Source organism: Altericroceibacterium indicum (assembly GCF_009828105.1).
Lineage (GTDB): Bacteria > Pseudomonadota > Alphaproteobacteria > Sphingomonadales > Sphingomonadaceae > Altericroceibacterium > Altericroceibacterium indicum.
Genome location: NZ_WTYQ01000005.1, coordinates 21,579 through 40,222, shown reverse-complemented (window position 1 = coordinate 40,222; position 18,644 = coordinate 21,579). Strand labels below are relative to the sequence as shown.

General features: G+C 55.2%; 17 protein-coding genes. 6 read left to right on the top strand and 11 right to left on the bottom strand.

What is annotated here, in order from left to right:
- The 6 genes from GRI39_RS12375 to GRI39_RS12350 form a co-directional block, all read right to left on the bottom strand.
- Positions 1-729, bottom strand: coding sequence for a DeoR/GlpR family DNA-binding transcription regulator (locus tag GRI39_RS12375; RefSeq protein WP_343033348.1), 729 nt, complete (start codon positions 727-729; stop codon positions 1-3).
- Between the two features lie 89 nt (positions 730-818).
- A complete protein-coding gene (locus tag GRI39_RS12370; RefSeq protein ID WP_160740046.1) occupies positions 819-2,885 on the bottom strand; it encodes a phosphocholine-specific phospholipase C in 2,067 nt (688 codons plus the stop codon).
- A complete protein-coding gene (locus tag GRI39_RS12365) occupies positions 2,882-4,204 on the bottom strand; it encodes a histidine-type phosphatase (protein WP_160740045.1) in 1,323 nt (440 codons plus the stop codon). The genes GRI39_RS12370 and GRI39_RS12365 overlap by 4 nt, the downstream gene beginning before the upstream one ends.
- 93 nt (positions 4,205-4,297) lie before the next feature.
- On the bottom strand, positions 4,298-7,099 hold the full coding sequence (locus GRI39_RS12360) for a TonB-dependent receptor (RefSeq protein ID WP_160740044.1): 2,802 nt from the start codon (positions 7,097-7,099) through the stop codon (positions 4,298-4,300).
- 283 nt (positions 7,100-7,382) lie between these two features.
- A complete protein-coding gene (locus GRI39_RS12355) occupies positions 7,383-8,660 on the bottom strand; it encodes an MFS transporter (RefSeq protein ID WP_160740043.1) in 1,278 nt (425 codons plus the stop codon).
- Positions 8,661-8,840: 180 nt separating this feature from the next.
- Complete coding sequence (locus tag GRI39_RS12350; RefSeq protein WP_160740042.1) at positions 8,841-9,305, bottom strand: MarR family winged helix-turn-helix transcriptional regulator; 465 nt, start codon at positions 9,303-9,305, stop codon at positions 8,841-8,843.
- 80 nt (positions 9,306-9,385) lie between these two features.
- On the opposite strand from GRI39_RS12350, the gene GRI39_RS12345 reads away from it, so the two are divergent.
- Entirely contained in the window at positions 9,386-9,844 is a 459-nt protein-coding gene (locus GRI39_RS12345) for a hypothetical protein (RefSeq protein WP_160740041.1), read from the top strand.
- Positions 9,845-9,854: 10 nt separating this feature from the next.
- Here the strand turns inward: GRI39_RS12345 and GRI39_RS12340 are convergent, their stop codons facing one another.
- Complete coding sequence (locus GRI39_RS12340) at positions 9,855-10,220, bottom strand: helix-turn-helix domain-containing protein (protein WP_211371598.1); 366 nt, start codon at positions 10,218-10,220, stop codon at positions 9,855-9,857.
- A gap of 38 nt (positions 10,221-10,258) precedes the next feature.
- Between GRI39_RS12340 and GRI39_RS12335 the strand changes: the two genes are divergently transcribed.
- Positions 10,259-11,062, top strand: coding sequence for a siderophore-interacting protein (locus tag GRI39_RS12335; RefSeq protein WP_160740040.1), 804 nt, complete (start codon positions 10,259-10,261; stop codon positions 11,060-11,062).
- 81 nt (positions 11,063-11,143) lie between these two features.
- Here the strand turns inward: GRI39_RS12335 and GRI39_RS12330 are convergent, their stop codons facing one another.
- From GRI39_RS12330 to GRI39_RS12315, 4 genes are all read right to left on the bottom strand, one after another.
- Positions 11,144-12,160 carry a methionine synthase gene (locus tag GRI39_RS12330; RefSeq protein WP_246205071.1) on the bottom strand — a complete coding sequence of 339 codons (1,017 nt, stop codon included), beginning with the start codon at positions 12,158-12,160 and terminating at the stop codon, positions 11,144-11,146.
- Between the two features lie 39 nt (positions 12,161-12,199).
- The gene (locus GRI39_RS12325; protein ID WP_160740038.1) at positions 12,200-13,186 is read right to left on the bottom strand and encodes a DUF1852 domain-containing protein; all 987 of its coding nucleotides are present in this window, start codon (positions 13,184-13,186) and stop codon (positions 12,200-12,202) included.
- Between the two features lie 59 nt (positions 13,187-13,245).
- Complete coding sequence (locus GRI39_RS12320) at positions 13,246-14,199, bottom strand: ArsR/SmtB family transcription factor (protein WP_160740037.1); 954 nt, start codon at positions 14,197-14,199, stop codon at positions 13,246-13,248.
- Between the two features lie 727 nt (positions 14,200-14,926).
- Positions 14,927-15,430, bottom strand: coding sequence for a TetR family transcriptional regulator (locus GRI39_RS12315; protein ID WP_160740036.1), 504 nt, complete (start codon positions 15,428-15,430; stop codon positions 14,927-14,929).
- Between the two features lie 119 nt (positions 15,431-15,549).
- Here GRI39_RS12315 and GRI39_RS12310 point away from each other — a divergent pair, with 119 nt between their 5' ends.
- From GRI39_RS12310 to GRI39_RS12295, 4 genes are all read left to right on the top strand, one after another.
- Positions 15,550-16,320 carry an SDR family NAD(P)-dependent oxidoreductase gene (locus GRI39_RS12310; RefSeq protein ID WP_160740035.1) on the top strand — a complete coding sequence of 257 codons (771 nt, stop codon included), beginning with the start codon at positions 15,550-15,552 and terminating at the stop codon, positions 16,318-16,320.
- 20 nt (positions 16,321-16,340) lie between these two features.
- Positions 16,341-16,691: a carboxymuconolactone decarboxylase family protein gene (locus tag GRI39_RS12305; RefSeq protein WP_211371597.1), complete on the top strand. Its 351-nt coding sequence runs from the start codon at positions 16,341-16,343 to the stop codon at positions 16,689-16,691.
- A 95-nt stretch (positions 16,692-16,786) separates the two neighbouring features.
- Complete coding sequence (locus tag GRI39_RS12300) at positions 16,787-17,905, top strand: flavin monoamine oxidase family protein (RefSeq protein WP_160740034.1); 1,119 nt, start codon at positions 16,787-16,789, stop codon at positions 17,903-17,905.
- Positions 17,899-18,642 carry an SDR family oxidoreductase gene (locus tag GRI39_RS12295; protein ID WP_160740033.1) on the top strand — a complete coding sequence of 248 codons (744 nt, stop codon included), beginning with the start codon at positions 17,899-17,901 and terminating at the stop codon, positions 18,640-18,642. Before GRI39_RS12300 ends, GRI39_RS12295 begins: the two co-directional genes overlap by 7 nt.
- The last annotated feature ends 2 nt before the right edge of the window (positions 18,643-18,644 follow it).

The window sequence follows — 18,644 nt, the reverse complement described above, 5'->3', positions numbered from 1 at the left end:
TCATGCGATGGTTATTTCGGCCTGCTGGAATGCTTCTGCATAGTCATCGTCTAATGCGGCATCCGTCACCAGAATATCAACAGAGCTAAGCGGCGCAGTGTGAATCAGGCCATAACGCCCGAATTTGGTTGAATCTGCGCCAAGCAGGACGCGCTCCGAAGTCGCATAGGCAATCCGGCTCATGGCAGCTTCACCGGGATGAAAATCCATCAGACCCCGCGTTTTTTCAATCGCGCCTACCGAAAGAATTGAAAGATGCGGCGTGAAGCCGGATATATATTGCTGTGCCGTATGATCTGAAAAGGCGCGGTAGGCATAGTCCATCTGCCCCGCGGCCAAGAACAAACGGTTATCATTGATTCCACCTAGATCGGTGGCGACCTGCAATGAATTGGTGATGACGGTCAGCGAGCGATAGTCCACCAGTTGCTGAGCGATGAAACAGGATGTCGTTCCGGCATCGATGAACAGGATCATACCGTCATGCACGAATTGGGCGGCGGCACGGGCGATCCGCTGCTTGGCAGCCGCATTTTCTTCCATACGCTGCATCAAAGGCCCTTCGAAAGCCTTCGCTATCAATCGCGCACCGCCATGTTCGCGCGTCACCGCCCCTTCTTTTTCAAGCAAACGAAGTTCGCGCCGGACTGTCTCGGCCGAAACGCCGAGATCACTCGCAAGAGTGCTCACGGACAGCAGCCCACCGCCACTTTGCAACAGGTTCAGAATCTCGCGTTGTCGGTCAATGCGCTTTTGAATGATCTACCCTCCCATTTTTTCTCAATGTGGCCCAACTTCCGCCACCTTGCTTACCTAAATCAACTTGCATCAAAAGCGCCGGTTCCGTCCATTGGCTCGCTCCGATCTGGCTGCCCATTCTCGAAATGTCCGGCGAGGCGCTGCTCAAATCCAGCGTGCCCCTGTGCTGTCAGACGAAGATCGTACCAGCGATGCCCTTCGGTAAGAGGAAGCGACGACACTGCTGTTCCCTGAGCGCCAAGCTCCAACTTTTTGGACTGGCCAGCCTCACTGCGAGCCGGTGCAATTGTTAATGTGACCGGCTGTTTTCCGCGATTACGGATGAGCAGGCGCACGGCAGGCTCTTGCGGCGTAAAAACGGCGACTGCTTCGATCCGGCAGGTTGCATCGAGTTGGTGATAGGCACGGTGAAATCCATTCGGCCCATACACGATAATCGAACGCCCATCGGCAGGCCAGCGATCTTCGAGAGTCTGGCCAGCGCCCACCGTATAATATCGCGCACTCCCGTCATCCTGTGCGCCATATGCCTGAAACACTGCCGCCACTGAGCCGCGATTGATGAAGCGCAAGGTCAGTTCTGCATCATGCCAATGCGGTTCCACATCGAGATCATAGGGTAGTGCTTGGCTGGTGCGCCAACCACCCTCCTGTTTCGACATCACAGGTGTTTCAGGCAGGCTTGGCTTGGTGAGTTTGCATGCCTCATCACTAGCGGCAATGTAGCCACCAACTTCAGGCAACCGGGCAAGCCAACTTGTATCTCGCCGTGCAACATCGCTCACATTAAAATCAAAGGCGCTTGTCAGATCACCGCAAACCGCGCGGCGCCACGGCGTGATATTGGGTTCACGGATACCGAAGCGTGTTTCTAGAAAGCGCAACACGGAGGTATGATCGAACAGCTGCGAATTAACGTTGCCCCCGCGCGTCCATGGTGAGACGATCAGCATCGGCACACGGGGCCCCAACCCTACCGGAACGCCCTCATAAACCTCACCACGTGTATCGACGGTGCTTTCACCAAGCGCGGATTGGGTCGCTGGGATCGGGGGTGGCATGTGATCAAAAAAGCCGTCATTCTCATCATAATTGAGAATGAAGACAGTCTTTGCCCAGACCTCAGGATTTGCTGCCAGGGCGGCAATCAATCGGCCGCTCAGTTCTTGCCCGTAAGCCGGTGGCGCATCGGGATGTTCACACATATGGAACGGCGCGACGATCCACGAAACTTGCGGCAACCGGTCAGCCATCACATCGGCCGCAAAGGCTGCAATCAGATGTTCTGCACGGGTGTCATGCGCATTTTCAGCGTTTGATCCCTTCACCCATGCCCGGCCCCGGCGATAACGCGATGAAGCCGGGTCAAGATTTCGAAACGCCGCGAAATAGCCCAGCGAATTGTCGCTGTAATTGTCATATTCCTGATAGACCTGCCAAGATATGCCAGCCGCCTCCAATCGGGCCGCATAGGGCATCCAGTCAAGCCCGACAAAGCTAGGATCATCCTTGGACATATCTGCGCCAGGATTGCTATCCGTGCCGTCATTAGTGACATTGTAAGGCCCAACATTCCCGGTCGCCAATCCATTGGTTCCGGTAAAATGGTAAAGCCGGTTAGGACCCGTTGGGCCAAAGATCGAACAATGGTAGGCATCGCAGATCGTAAACTCGTCCGCCAAAGCATAATAATAAGGCACGTCATCGCGTGTCATATGCCCCATGCTGAACGGCCCTTTTTCGGGCATCCAGACGTCCCAATGCTTCCACCGATCCTGACTGCCCTTCCAACTGTGATCGAGGCTGTTCATGCAACCAGCCGCAGTCTTTCTTGTGTCGAGGTGGAAAGGAAGAATCGTATCGCCACCATCTTGGGGAAGCTGGCGTTGCGCCCAAACCGGGCGACCATCGGGCAGCATGAGCGGACGCGGGTCGGCAAAGCCACGCACACCGCGCAAAGCGCCGAAATAATGATCGAATGAACGGTTCTCCTGCATCAGGATCACTACATGTTCAATGTCGCGGATAGAGCCTCCAGCGCCAGCATTCGCTGCCTGTGCAGGCATCGCGGCGAGCCCAGCCCCGGCAGAGGCTCCAGCAAGAAATGTGCGACGGTTAATGCTCATGACTGCAGATCGCTCCCGGCTTCTTTTGCGTTTGCGCGCTCATGAAACGACCTCTGACCTGGCCAAGTGAGCAGGCCTGCCAAATCGTCAAGCGAACACAAATGCTCCGGCCCCTTGGCGCATTTCGGTGACAATATTTGCGTGGCTGGTGGTGACTTCAAAGAAAGTGACGTGAGGTCACGCATCTGATCGAGTGTTTGCGCATGGTAGAAAAGCTGAACAAACTGCTTTCCCGAGCTCGTATCAGTCAGCAGCAGAAAGCCAAGGCCACCCCCCACAGGGGGATCGTCACGGCCATAGCTCGGTATCTGGAAAGAGGTGCCGAGCAGTGACGTAAGCGCAGCAATATTGTTGTCATGCCCCACCAGCAGCGTGACTTTAGGTTCATCAGAGCCAGTGAGGAGCGCGCGAATGCGGGGAGCCATTTCCGCCGCAGTCCGCCGCGCCATATAGGGTGAACGGTCGAAGATATCGAACAGCAAGGCGTGTAATCGCGAAATGGCTGTCAGTTTTGCCAAATCCGCGCGGCCCCAACCCACCTCAGACATTGGCATCCCTTCAGCATATTCCAGCAGAAGAACTTCTGCTGTGCCTGAAGTGATCATGATGGGGCCTGTCAGCCCGATACCATGCTCATCCGCGCTGAGCTGGGACGGCACAGCAGAGATGTCGCATTCCTGATCCGACCCTGATGGCTGCCGACAGCCGAGAATCTCTTCCAGAATACGGGTCTGCTCGCGCGTCTGTGCCGCAAGCACACCCGGCCCGCCATGGGTATAGCTGTTGATGGACCGCAGTGCCGCGTTGCCATCAAATGGTGCTGCACCGGGGGCATTCGCTGTAAATGTGAGATCGGGCGCTCCAGCTTCCTTGTGCTGAACCATGATCTGGCAGCCGGGAGCCAGCCCTTCACGCAGCTCATTACCACTACCGATGCTGCGGCTATCGCTATCGCTATAAATAAGGAGGTCATCAGAGTCAGGGCAGTTGGTAGGCTGAAGCAGGCCGAGTTTGTTAAATAATGCCCGGTCATATTGGCCCATCAGGCGCAAGGCTTCACGGCCATGCGGTGTGAGTTCGGCATTTGCCGTTGCCCAGACTGGCCAGGGTTCTTTGGAATATTCCAAGGCACCGATTTCCGTGTCGAGCGGCGCCCTCAAACCATGGCGGTAAACAATAACAACCCGATCAACCCTGTAACCATCTGCGGGAGTAAGATCCGCTTGCCTGAATACAGGGCCATTTTCCGCCAGTGCCGGAACGGCCAGAGAAGTTACGACACACGTGATAAACGCTGCCAGCGTCCTGAAAATTACCATCACCTCGTGAAACTTTCATTCTTCTTGCTTCGCATGAAATATGCAGCACTATAAGAATAATAATCCTAAAGTGCTGCATATTTATAGAGACTATTAGAACTTCAATGTCGCACTCACCTGGTAAACACTTCCGGTTTTCAGATAACCACCATTCCGATCATTCGAAATGTAGTCTTTTGATTTTCCAACAGTCGTCCAGTAGGCATGTTGGTTGAGCAGATTGCGTGCTGAAAAGCCTAGTTCAAGACTATCTGTCAGCTCGTAAGCAGCGCCGAAATCAAGCGAGCCCACTGGCTGAATATAGATGTCAGGCGCGGAGGTCTGCACGGACGCCAGAATGCGACCAGTGTAGTGGTAATTCAAATTGGCGCGGAAACTGCCGCCTGTATAGAAGACATTGGCATTATAGATAACGTCGGGTGCCTGAGGCAGGCTCGTGCTGCGCAGGTCTGTATCGGATACGGCATATTTTGCATTGGTATCCTGCAAGGTGATGCTGCCGCCCACGCCAAAGCCATCCAGCAGTGAACCGTCTTCACCATGGTAGGTATAACGGCCCGAAACCTCGATACCCTTGGCGCTTCCGCTCAGGCCATTTTCCGGCATGAAGATGGTTACATCACCATTGGTTGTAGCCCCAAGGTTTTGGGAAGCCGTTGGAACGATGATGTTCTTCAGATCCTTATAATACAGCGCGACCTGCAGATACTGACCGACATCGCCATAATATTCAAAACCGAGATCATAATTCCATGCGGTAGTAGGTTTCAGGTTCGGATTAGGCTGGGTGATATATTGCAGCTCGTCCGTCGTATCGTTGAACGAATAGGTCGATGGGCCAGCCAGATCATCAAATGCCGGGCGGGAATAGCTCGACCGGACAGAGCCGCGCAGCACAATGCGATCATTGGGGCGGAAAGCAAGGAGCAGACTGGGGTCAAAGTGATCGTAATTGCGTGAGGATGACACAAAGCCGCTCGGCCCATCTTTCACACTTGATCCCTGATAGTAATGCGCATCGAAGTGATTGTCCTCATAGCGAATGCCAGGGACAGCCTCGAGATCGCCAAGCTGGAACTTGGCGGTGGCGTAAACAGCCTTGCGAGATTCGTTGCTTTTCGTAACGCCCTTATCAAGCGTTTCCTGCGACACGCCGCTCGCAGTGCCGCCAGATGACGTTACATATTGCGCCACCTCATCTTCAATCGCAGAACGCGAGAGTACCCTGATCGGACGGGCAGGATAGGCACCGATGAAGTCGGGCAGAGTGAAGCCGGGAAATTCTGCTGCGGACAGACCCAGCACATCGCGCTGGTCAAATGGCCGCGAAAATTTATAGCGCGTGTCATCTGGAGAAAGCCGGCGACCGTCGCGATGAGAATCTTCATATAACCCGCCGATTTCGATGAACTGTAACGCATCATCACCTGCCCACCGGAGGTGCCCCTTGATGGTCTTCTTATCTTCTGAATTATAGGTCCAGCCCTGCTGAACATAATATTGCGTCGGCCGATCGAGCGATGAGACGTAAGCCGTTGCGCCATCATCCATCACTGCAACAGGCGCGCGCGGATCACTTTGATCCACAGTGACCCCGGAAGCGCCATATCCAACACCGCGCCAGGCTGCTTCGATGCGGTTCGGCTGGTTATAGGCCCCATTGGCATAGGCCGCCTCAAGCGCAGCAGAAAAGCCGCCACCCAGATCAAATTCACCGCCAAGCTGAGTGGAGAAAAGCTTCTGGTCGGTATCTTCTGTGCGGAAATAGCTGGCCGGGTTCACGCCGGTACCAACGAAAATGCCATCCGCATTGTAATCGCCACTGCCACCACCGGCGACATTCGGATTAGGCTGCTTTGAACCGTCTGCATTGTCAGTCAGCTCACTGCGCAGGCTGGTCTGATTCATAGTGTTGGTATTCTTATACCGAGCGTAATTCATCCGCAGATAAAGCTGTGTCGCATCACCATGATAATCGAACGAGCCGGTCGCACCGTAACGCTCGACCTTGTCGTTGAAGAAATTCCACTGCAGACCGCGAGCAGACAGCGCATCGCCATTATCCCGCGTGGTGCCAACATCTTGCTGGGTCGTGACATAGCTGTCCTGTGCCGCCACTGATTCCGCCGCGTTGGAACGCTTCTCATAATAGGTGGCAACATACAGGCCGAACTGGTCGTTGGAGCCGAATTTGCGCGCACCGTCGATGCCGACAGCACCACCAAGGCTGGATTGATGGTTATCCGATGCCAGTTTTGCCAACTGCCCCAATGAGCGAATGCGTGTGAAGTTGCTCGAAAAATCAAACGCCGTCGGCGTGTGCAGATTGATGGTGCCAGCAATCGAGTCCGCATCCTTATCCGCACCCGGCGTTTTGTCGGCAGAGATATTGCCGATGGCAAAGGGGGAGAACAGATTGAGTGAGATGGCGCGTGAGCTGCCCGCAACCTGCGGCAAACGCAGGCCATCCAGCGTATAGGCGTTGAAACTGGTGTCAAAGCCACGAATAGTCACGAATTGCGCTTCACCAACAGCAGTCTGGTTCGCACCCTGATCGTAACTGGAGGAAATACCCGGAAGTGAGCGTGCAATGTCGGCAATGCCGGTGTTGGAACTGATAGCAATATCGCCAGTCGAAAGGATATCGACTGTACCCACCGCGTTGCGTTCGTCTTCCAGAGCTGTCCGTTCAATGTGACCGTTGACGATGATGTCAGATGTCAGAGAATCGTCGGCTTGATTATCCGCTGCATCATCCTCCTTGGAAGATTGTACGCTCTGGTCAGACTGTGCCTCAGGAGCAGTGTCGACCGCCCGAGCCTCACTGCTGGCTGCAAAAGCAACACAGCTTGCACTCAAGCAAAGATACGCCAGTTTGCGATTCAAAATTCTCATTGCGCCCTCATGGGATAGAAACAGTTATAGTATCAGCGAGTTGCTTCGCTGATCCGCTCAGGAGCCCCACACCATGTCTCAGTTTTTCATTCTTATTGCTGAGCTGGCTGGGTCCCGCAGGCCCCGTGGCTGCCCTCGGCACTGCCCCTAATCCCGGCCTGTGAACTTTTTGCGACAATGAGAAATTTTTGGAGGAATTTTTAGAATAATAGGATTTTTCGGGCACAAACCCATCAGAATATCAACATCTCTTATAGTGAGAGCGTGAAACTTGCGGGAATTCCTATCGTGCTTGTACCGATCTCTTGATCGGCACGCAGATAAGCAGCGCGAGCATCAGGCCAATCACGGCGATTCCAGCATGCAGCGCCCAGAACAACGGAATCGCCATACGGTCGTAAAACACGCCCATCGTACCGACCACCAGATTAGCAAAGAAGCCATGAAGATAGAAAATGCCAACCGTGGCCCCGGCCCGCCCTTTGGGAGCAGCAGCCGTTACAATCGCCAGGCCAGCAGGCCATACCAAAACGATACCAAGGTCCAAAACAGCTAGCACGGCCAATGGTACCGCAATGGAACTCAACTCTAGCCAAGTGGCTATGGACAGGCCGCCATAACCGCAAACCAGTGCAAGGGACCCAAGTGCCAGCCGGTCAGCCTCACTCCACCTTGTGAAACAGCCCATCCGTGTCGTCACCATCACCATTGCGATTGTAAAGACACCATCCGCTGCTGCGAACCATGCTGGAGGGACATGAAACCCACCAACGTCCAGCCGGATATTGTTCGATATCCAGACCAGAAACAAATTCGTCACCTGCTCATAGGCACAAAAGCACAGCACGACGATGAAGATGACCAAGGCCACATATGTCAGCGATGGCACATCACCAGATGCAATATCCGTGCGTTCGCGTGTAGGTTCAGTGCCGGTGGTCCCCGATACACGCAGATAGGTTGCCAAGCCCAGCATCATGCCCAGCCCGGCAACTGCAAAGGCATATCGCCAGCCGCAGGACTGGGCCAGCCAACCACACACCAACGGCCCAAGCACGACACCAATGTTTAAAAATGCAAGATAGGCCGCGAAGGCTTTTCCGCGGCGGGTATCATCCGTCTGGAACAACTCTCCAACCTGCGCAGCGAGGTTTGCCTTTAACAGGCCGCTCCCAAGGATCAGGGCTATAAGAGCAGGCAAAAGCAGCGCCTGATCTGTCAAACAAGCGCCACCAAGAGCGATACAGCACGCGCCCAGAATGACTGCCGCACGGCGGCCCAATCGCCCATCTCCTATAGCCCCTCCCAATGGCAGGACCAAGTAGGTCAAAGCGGCATAGAAACCATAGATTTGAGAGGCAAAAGCACTGGCACTTAGGGGTCCCCAAAGCCCTTCAAGCCCATCTCGCAGCTTCGCCAAACCCCAGACGTCCGGTGCTGACCTGTCGAGGATCTGGTGCACAAGATACAATGTCAGGAGTGACTTAATGCCGTGGAGAGCAAAGCGCTCCCACAATTCGGTGCCAGCAAGATAAATAAAACGGTCGGGGAGCCGAATCATGCTTATTGGCGTCCTTTGAGTTCACCCCTTATTACGTAATATTGTTTCGCATTGGCGACAGCTTCAAGAACAGCTCAATCGAGCATAGTAGACATCTGTCAACGCAGTAGCGCTTGTTACAAGCCGCTTTATCTACGCCGTCACGATATCCCTTAAGACCAAGCCGGACATGCAATCACGCTATTCATCAACGAGTGTTTCGAGCTTCGCATGGAGCGCTGACAGAACACGTTGTGCTGCGCGAACATCCTCAACAGGCAGGCCCTCCGCCAATGCCTCCACAAGCGGATTATAGAGGCTGATCGCGGCCTCATACGTCTGTTTTCCCTTGCCAGTCAGGACAACAAGCTGCGCCCGTTTATGGTGCGGGTTAGGCTCGAAAGAAACCAGCCCTTCTTTCTGCAGGTCGTTGACGATCCGCTGCACATTCTGCCGATTGGCTCCAAGATCACGCGCCAACCATGCTACCGGCTGATGCCGGTCGGCCTGAGCGATTGCCCCCAGAATCTGCCAACGAGCACTCGTAAGGCCGAGCGGTGACACGACCCTGTCACCCCATGCAAGCGTCGCATTGTTGGTTCGAAACATGGTCAGGATCAGTTCGGTCAACCTTTCGGCTTTTGACTGTTCAAGCGGACTTGCCATATGACACCTATCTACCATCTTGACATCATAATGTCATTTATGCTTCATGGGTACATTATCGCAAACGAAAACGTGTGACCATGAAAAAGCTGATCCATCCCGTAGCGGGCGTGATTGCGCTCCTGACGATCGCGGCCTTCTGGCTTTCGACGACGCTCAGCGAGCTAATCGGCTCAAAGGCGGCGGTCGTGACTGTCAAAACTGCGATCCCTTGGGGCTTCCTGCTGCTCATTCCCGCTCTTGCTGCCGCTGGTGGCACAGGCTTTTCGCTGGCAAGGGGGCGGACAAAGGGACTGGCCGCCACCAAACTGAAGCGCATGCCTATGATCGCAGCCAACGGATTGCTCATCCTGATCCCATCCGCACTCTTCCTGGCCTCGAAGGCTAAGGCGGGAGAGTTCGATACGGCATTCTATCTCGTGCAGGCGCTCGAACTGATTGCAGGAGCGGTCAACCTGCTTCTTCTCAGCCTCAATATGCGCGACGGTTTCAGAATGACCGGCCGGTTGAAAGTCCGATCTAAAAGCCCGCAGTCATGACGACTTTGGGCTAACCTCTGTCCTGCGGTTCGGCGCTGGTAGCTTTTGAGGAGAATTGTCGTTCGGCCATATATCGGCCTGGCGACATACCAAGCGCCTTGCGAAACATCGTCACGAAGCTCGGTACGCTCTCATATCCCAGATCCGCCGCAGCTTGCTGGATCGATACCCCACCAGCCAGCCATTTCACGGCCAACACGACTGAAAGCTGCTGACGCCACCGCCCGAAACTCATACCAGTCTCCTGCGTAATAAGCCGCCCGAGTGTGCGATCGCTCATGCCGGCTTGCTTGGCCCAACTATCCAGTGTTCCACGGTCGGCGGGGTTCGCCATCATGGTGTCAACGATCTTACGCAAGCGCGGATCGACCGGCATTGGCAAATGAAGATCCTCGAACAGGCAAGGATACAGAGATGACGATATTGCCCACCGGAGCCGCTGCTAAATTTTTGGGGAAGCTGCATCAGGACGCACATGCCGCTGATGCTGCATGTATGGCCAGCATAATGGCCGATTGGGATGCCGCTGGCCTGACAATCGGTCAGACCAACATCGGCGCAGTCGTTGTTGCCTGCGAAGATATGGGCGCTGGCTTCCGGCTTCTGACGCTTGAGAGTGCGGCGCTCAAAGGTGTCAGGTGGACAGCCGGGCAGAAGATCCAGATCGCAACGGGATCACCCTCTGTTACCCGGACCTACACGCCGATCGAATGGAACACCAAAGCCGGGCGGTTCTGCATTCTCGGATATGCGCATGGCGACGGGCCGGGAAGCAATTGGCTGCGGACACTCTCGACTGGTGATGAATGCTACCTGTTCGGGCCGTGTGCGTCTCTGGATGTCAGTGACACTGCCAGTCCACTGGCCTTGTTCGGTGACGAGACATCGATGGGACTGGCCTATGCGTTGACCTACCAATATCCAGAGCGGCCAGTGACATGTCAGTTTGAAGTGGACAAGGTGGCTGGCTGCGAAAAGGTTATGACTCAAATTGGGCTCTGTAATGCAACGCTGGTGCGCCGACGCAGCAGCGATGCGCATCTTGACGAAATGGAAGCAGCCCTGACCGGATGTGTTTCAATCGCTACCACTTTCGTTCTGACGGGCAAAACCTCGACAGTCCAGCGCCTCCGGCAAAGATTGAAACTATGGGACGTACCGGCACATCGGATCATTGCCAAAGCCTATTGGGCACCCGGCAGGACGGATCTGGTTTAATCGGAGGTAAGCTGCGCCCCGATCACTTTCTCCCTCCCCGGTTCGAATGCCAACTGGCCGGTTGCTTCCGCAAGCAATCCGTCAGCCGAAGAGCTCTTTGCGGATAATCTGCGCGCCAGAGGACAGAGCATTCAGCTTGCCTCTTGCCACTCGCCGGGACAGGGGCGCCATTCCGCAATTAGTCGAAGGGTAGAGCTTTTCAGCATCAACAAATTGGAGTGCCATCCGGAGCGTATCGGCTACTGCCTCCGGAGTCTCGATAGTGTCGCTTGCCACATCAATGGCGCCAACCATTACCTTTTTCCCTCGGATGAGTTCGATCAGTTCCATTGGAACGCGGGAATTGTGACATTCAAGCGAGATGATATCGATGCTTGATGACTGCAGCTTCGGGAAAGCACGCTCATATTGCTTCCATTCCGATCCCAGTGTCTTCTTCCAATCGGTATTGGCCTTGATGCCATAGCCATAGCAAATGTGGACGGCTGTTTCGCAGTTGAGTCCTTCAGCCGCCCTTTCCAGCGCAGCGATGCCCCAATCATTCACCTCATCAAAAAAGACGTTGAATGCCGGCTCATCGAACTGGATAATATTGACGCCTGCCGCCTCCAGCTCTCTGGCTTCCTCATTGAGAATCCGGGCAAACTCCCAGGCGAGCTTTTCACGGCTCCGATAATGGTCATCATATAGCGTATCGACCATCGTCATAGGGCCAGGCAGCGCCCATTTGATCGGCTTATCGGTCTGCTGGCGCAGAAACTTGGCGTCCTCAACAAATACCGACTGCGGACGATCAACATCGCTCACCACACTCGGAACACTCGCATCATAGCGATCACGTATTCGAACGGTTTCGCGTTTCTCGAAATCAACCCCACTGAGCTGCTCGATGAACGTCGTCACAAAATGTTGGCGCGTTTGCTCGCCATCGCTGACGATATCGATGCCCGCCTGCAGCTGATCATAAAGAGACAAACGCAAGGCATCCTGCTTGCCCTCGGTCAATTCCTGATCTTTCAGTTTCCACGGCGACCAGAGCGTCTCAGGTTGTGCGAGCCATGAAGGCTTGGGCAAACTGCCCGCGGTCGAAGTGGGCAACAGAGTTTTCATGTAGAAGAACCTCGTGAGATCGACTTATCAGACTGCGCAACTTGCAGACCACTGATCAAGAATGGCCTGATATGGTTTGATGAAGTGTTCTTCAGCAAACTTCCCTTGCTCGATTGCCAATCTGCTGCGCTCTTCGCGATCATAGACAATGCGAGTAAGCGAATAATCATGATAGTTGAGGCTAGGCTTATACTGCTCCGCTGCTGCCGAATTAGCGTTGTATATCTCCGGCCGGTAAATCTTCTGGAAAGTTTCCATCGTGCTGATGGTGCTGGCCAGTTCAAGATTGGTGTAATCGCTAAGCAAATCATCGATATGGTAAAAGGCCAGTGGGGCGACGCTATTTCGCGGCATGAAATAGCGGGTTTTCATTCCCATTTTGGCAAAATACTGATCTGTCGATGAGACATCATCATTCCGGTATTCAATCCCCAATAGAGGGTGTTCATTTCCGGTACGATAATAGGTCTTACTGCTCGAAACACTCAAACAGATCACAGGTCGTTTTCTGAAATTATCCCGATAGGCATCAGAATCTAGGAAGAGCTTGAACAGGTTTCCGTGCAGATCACCAAAACCTTCCGGCACGCAAGAATTCGGGTGGTTCTTAAAGTGTTTCTGCAAAAGGACACTAAAGTCATAATCGCGGACATAAGAAGAAAAGTTATTGCCAACGATCCCGTCAATATACCCCTTGTTCTTGCCGTCGAAAATACGCGTCTGAAGCATCTCGATCAGCGGAAAAGAGTCGTTTTTGCCCGCTGCACCAATGTTCATCTCCACTGAGATGATCTTGAGTTCGACCGAATAACGCTCCCCTGTCGGATTGTCCCAATCTGCCAGCGAGTTGAAGCGATTGTCGATCATCCGCAAGGTATTGCGCAAATTCTCCTTGCGGCATTCCCCCCTCGCCAGATTAGCGAAATTGGTCGTAACACGTGTATTTTCAGCTGGTCGATAATTCTCATCGAAAGCCGTTGTCTTTATGGAAAAGGTAAAGGCGCTATCGGTCATGGCCGGGTATCCTGATGTCTGGGAGGCGCGCTGACAGGTGTTTGGCTGGAGAGGCATGGTTATACGGCCCGCAATCGGGCTGACCGGGGCTCTGCCGACCAAATAGTAACAGTCAGTGGGCCGCCGGAGAGATGCTCGACCACATTGCCGTTCAGATCGGCAGAAGCCATGAATGCGAGAACTTCCTGATCGTCAAATCCGAGCCGGGCATGCGCATGTTCGCGGCGCAACTCTTCCCTATCATGCGGTGCGACGTCGACGACGATCATCTTCCCTTTAGGTTTGAGAATACGTGCCGCCTCCGCGATCACAGCCGCCGGCCTATTCGCATAATGCAATACCTGATGCAGGATAACCGTGTCCGCAGACCCGGCAGGAAGTTCCAGAGCATTCATGTCACCCTGACGCAGTTCGGCGTTGGTGACATCCTTCTGCAACAGCTTCGCTCGCCCGAAACGTAGCATTTCGGGCGAGCGGTCGATTCCGATTATGTAATCAGCCCGGTCCGCAAGCAGATGGATCATCGTCCCCGTTCCCGTCCCGATATCGACAACTTCGCCCAGTTGATGCTCCCCGATCGCCCGGAGGGTTGCCTTGTCGACATCCTCGGTTGCGACATGGAGCGCGCGAAGCCGATCCCACTCAGCTGCATGGGCTTCGAAATAGGCTGCTGCCTGAGCAGAGCGTTCAGCGTTGATCGCCGTGAGCCGGGCCGCGTCCGCGGCAAGCCAGGGATTGTGCCCATGCACGTTCGCCCATCGGCTCAGTAGGATAAAAAGCGGGTCAACAAGCGAAGCGTCTCCGAGACGCAGGAAAACCCAGTTCCCCTCCTTACGCCGAGAAACCAAGCCGCAGTCAATCAGCGCCTTCAGATGTTTGGAAATCGTCGGCTGCCCCTGCGCAAGCGTATGAGCAAGCTCTCCAACTGATAACTCCATCTCCTGCAGAAGATAGAGAATCCGGATACGGATTGGGTCAGAAAGGGCTTGGAAAAGAACAGCGTCCTGAGTCATAATTCGTATATGCACAAATAGGAATATAGCGTCAATAGCAGTTCATAGCGAAGCGCTTCCCTTCCAAATTGGCATGGGAGAATTTCACCCTTGTCTCTCCTGGTCAGCCGCAGCAGCAGTCGCGGGGTCATTGGGATTTTTGGTCGTGGGCACGGCGAATGCTGTGGAGAATACCCTACATTATTCACCATGCAGTGGCGGCGAGAGCGATGGCGGAGAAGAAGACAGTAGGGCACCGACGGGGAGAGCCGCAAACACGCGCGATCGGGACGGCGAATGACCTGGCCCGATCTCAACGCTTACGGAAAGACACAAATCCGCGAATGCGGATTTACCCATCGGCGCGGGGGGCCGAGCGGGGCGTTGCGGGGTGTCCCCGCAGAAGGGGTAGCGGGAGACCTATGGGCTACCGGTCAGGGGAAGGCTTTCCCCTCACACTCAATTTCGTGTGGTGAGAAACGAACGGATCGTTTCTGGCGGAAATCGAAGGGCTTATGGAGGTGGAAACACCAAAGCTGGTGAATTTTGGCGACGACCAATGTGCAAAGCGGAAGATTGAAAGGTCCATATAATACTGATTTTATTGGAGATTTTGGTGCGCCGCGCCGGGTGAAGATGATAACTATGTCTACGCTACAGCCCTCTAAAAATTACGCCGAAAGCGGAGCAAAATTCGCTGAAATCGCAACAATTTTCACTCCCTCACTTCTATGGGCGCGTAAGTGCATCAGCCGAGATCCGAGGTGGCGCGATCGAAAATCGCCGGATCGCCCTGTGCGCTGGCAATCAGAATGGCACCTTCAAGGGCCGATAGAACATGGAGCGCGCGCTCATCAGAAAGCCCACCAGCAATCAAGCTTGCGATAACAGCATTGAAGAATTGCCGCACCTCATGCGCTACATCCGGCGTCAGATCGCCAACGGTGGCTCCGAGTGAGCCACACAGGCACATTTTCGCACCATCATCAAGCGCGCTGCGAAAGACGGACTTCCAGGCATTAATGACATCCTGTCCGGCAGCAATGGCATCGTCTGCGGCCTTGACAACGCGCGCATTGTAACGATGCGCAACCGCCGCCGCCAACGCGCTCTTGGTGGGGAAATGATAATGAATGCTGGCACTTTTGACACCAACATCCGCAGCAATCTCCCTGAAACTGAAACCGCTATAGCCTGCCACCCTGATACGACGCTCCGCGGCATCCATGATCGCGTCCACCGTGTCACTCACTTGGTCCATCCTTCCAGAAAATAAAATACCTATCAATTGGTAGATAGGTCTTGAAATCGCATTTAGCAAGCTGTAAATGACGACGACTAATCTATCTATCATTAGGTAAGGATATCGCAATGAACAGATTTAATGGAAAAGTCGTTGCCATTACCGGAGGCGGCTCAGGCATTGGTAAAGAAACTGCGGCACGTTTTGTTGCCGAGGGTGCCCGTGTCGCCATCAACGGTCGCAATCTCGACAAGCTCGCATCTGCGGCGCGCGACATCGACCCCAGCGGGCAAAAGGTTATCGTACTGGCAGGTGATATCTCCGATCCGGAAACCGGTGCTGCTCTGGTGGATGCAGCCGTTTCGACTTTCGGAAAGCTCGATGTACTCGTTAACAATGCAGGCGTATTCAATCCCAAGCCCTTTCTGGATCTGACCGAGAAAGACTACGACTGGTATCTCGACACCATTCTGAAGGGAAAATTCTTTACAGCCCAAGCTGCCGCCAAGGCGATGAAGGACACCGGCGGCGTAATCGTACAGACCGGATCCATGTGGGCCATCCAGGCCATTGGAGCCACGCCGTCTGCTGCTTACTCCGCCGCCAATGCTGGTGTCCATGCAATGGTGCGCAACCTCGCCATTGAGCTCGCGCCATACAAAATCCGCATCAACGCAGTAGCCCCCGCCGTTGTCGAGACCCCGGTATACAACACCTTCATGTCTGACGATCAGGTCAAGGAAGTTCTCCCGACCTTCGACGCCTTTCATCCGCTCGGTCGTAACGGCCAGCCGCAGGATGTGGCCGAGGCGATCCTTTTCCTCGCCTCCGAGCAGGCATCGTGGATCACCGGTGCCATCCTTCCCGTCGATGGCGGCGTCACCGCCGGTCACCACTAAACCGAACAAGGAGCAGAACCATGAACCACATGCAGGACTGGAATGCCTATCGTGAAGCCCTCCTCGGCCAAGTCGGTGTCTTCGCCAAGTTAAGCCCCGACGTACTTCGCGGCTTGAACACCATCGAAGGCAGCGCCACCAAGACCGGTAAGCTCGAACCGAAGATGCACGAGCTGATCGCTCTGGCCGTTGCCGTGACAACCCGGTGTGATGGCTGCATATCAATCCACGCAAAGAAGGCTGTCGAACTGGGTGCCTCACACGAAGAGATCGCCGAAGCGCTCGGCGTCGCAGTTGCGCTGAATGCGGGTGCGGCGCTCACCTATACCGCGCGTGTCTTCGACACCATCGACGCGCTGGCCCAGGCATAACACCGCCTCTCGCTGCCGGATCGGTCTGGCCGGTCCGGCAGCAGTTATGCGAACAGGGAGGCCTCAAACCGGCCCGATCTTTTAAGGAGGCGCTCATGCGCACCATTGTCGCCATTGTTGGAGGTGGGCTCGCGGGTCTCTATGCCGCGCGCTTGCTTCATACCGCCGGAATCGACTTCCAGCTGCTGGAAGCGAGGGATCGACTTGGCGGACGCATTCTCTCGCTCGATAGCGCCGGCGTGCCCTCTGCTGACGGCTTCGATCTAGGCCCCTCCTGGTTCTGGCCCGATATGCAGCCAGCCATGGGCGCTCTGGCCCGCGAGCTTGGGCTCGCTGCTTTCCCGCAGCACAGCGCGGGCGACGTCCTGTTCGAACGTATGTCGAAGGAGCCTATCCACCGCTTCCAATCGATGCGGCAAGAACCCGCTTCCATGCGGTTTTCCGGAGGGACAGGCGCATTGGTAAAAGCGCTCGCCACAACACTACCGCCAGAGAGGCTTCATCTCGGCGCGACCGTGACCAACTTGACACTCCTGGACGATGGCGTGGCCCTGACCATTGCTGGAGCAGATGCCTTAACTAAAGAGCTGATCGCCGATCATCTGATCCTTGCGCTGCCCCCACGGCTTCTGGCGCGAACCATAGCATTCGATCCGCCGGTAGAGCAATCAACAGCGTCACTTTGGCAAGGCACCGCGACATGGATGGCACCCCATGCGAAATTCTTGGCACTCTATGATCAACCGTTCTGGCGCAACGAGGGGCTCTCGGGCACGGCGCAAAGCGTGTTAGGGCCGCTTGTCGAAATTCATGATGCCACAACAGCCTCGGGTGCAGCCGCGTTGTTCGGTTTTATCGGCGTCAATGCCGATCAGCGCAGTTCCATCGGCGAAGATGCGCTTGTGCACGCCTGCTTTGCTCAACTCGGGCGATTGTTTGGGCCGGAAGCGGCACGGCCGCGTGCGACCTTGTTCAAGGATTGGGCAGCCGATCCGCTGACGGCAACGGAAGCTGATCGTGTCGGCGGTGCCCATCCGACACCAGGCAGGATGTCCTGGGTAACGGGTGCCTGGTCCAAGCGGCTGTCGCTTGGCGGCAGCGAAACCAGCGCACGCGAGCCCGGTTATCTCGCTGGCGCTGTCGATGCAGCCGAGCGCGCTGTCGCTGAAATCAGGACACGGCTCGTTGATACAAGGGAGACCATGACATGCTGAATGGAAAAACCGCACTGATCACCGGTGGCAACAGCGGGATCGGCCTTGCTACGGCAAAAAACCTTCGCGCCGAGGGTGCCCGTGTCGCAATTACAGGTACAGATGCGGACAAGCTGGAGGCCGCGCGTCAGGAAATTGGCAATGATACACTGGCAATCCGCGCCGATGTGCGCTCGATCGCCGACCTGAAGGCGATGGCAAAGACCGTGGGTACCACCTTCGGCAAGCTTGACATCCTCTTCGCCAATGCCGGGGTGGCTTACGGCACCCCGATCGACACAACCGACGAGGAAAGTTACAACCGGTTGATGGACATCAACGTCAAGGGCGTGTTTTTTACCGTCCAGTCTGTTCTACCAATCATGGCGGATGGTGGCTCGGTCATCCTCAACACGTCCTGGCTGGGACAGGTCGGCACACCGGGCCGTGCGGCGCTGTCGGCATCCAAAGCTGCCGTTCGTTCGTTCACACGGGTGCTGGCCGCTGAACTGGTCGACCGCAAGATTCGCGTCAACGCGGTCAGCCCCGGCCCGATTGACACGCCGATTCACCGCGCGCCGGGCCAGACTGAGGAGGAGTTCAGAGTTTATGCAGAGAAACTTGGGGCAAGAGTGCCCGCAGGGCGTATGGGCAAGCCCGAAGAGATCGCAGCAGCTGTAGCCTTTCTTGCGGGCGACAAGTCCAGTTACATGCTTGGTGCCGAAATTGCCGTCGATGGCGGCCTTGGGGAGATATGACA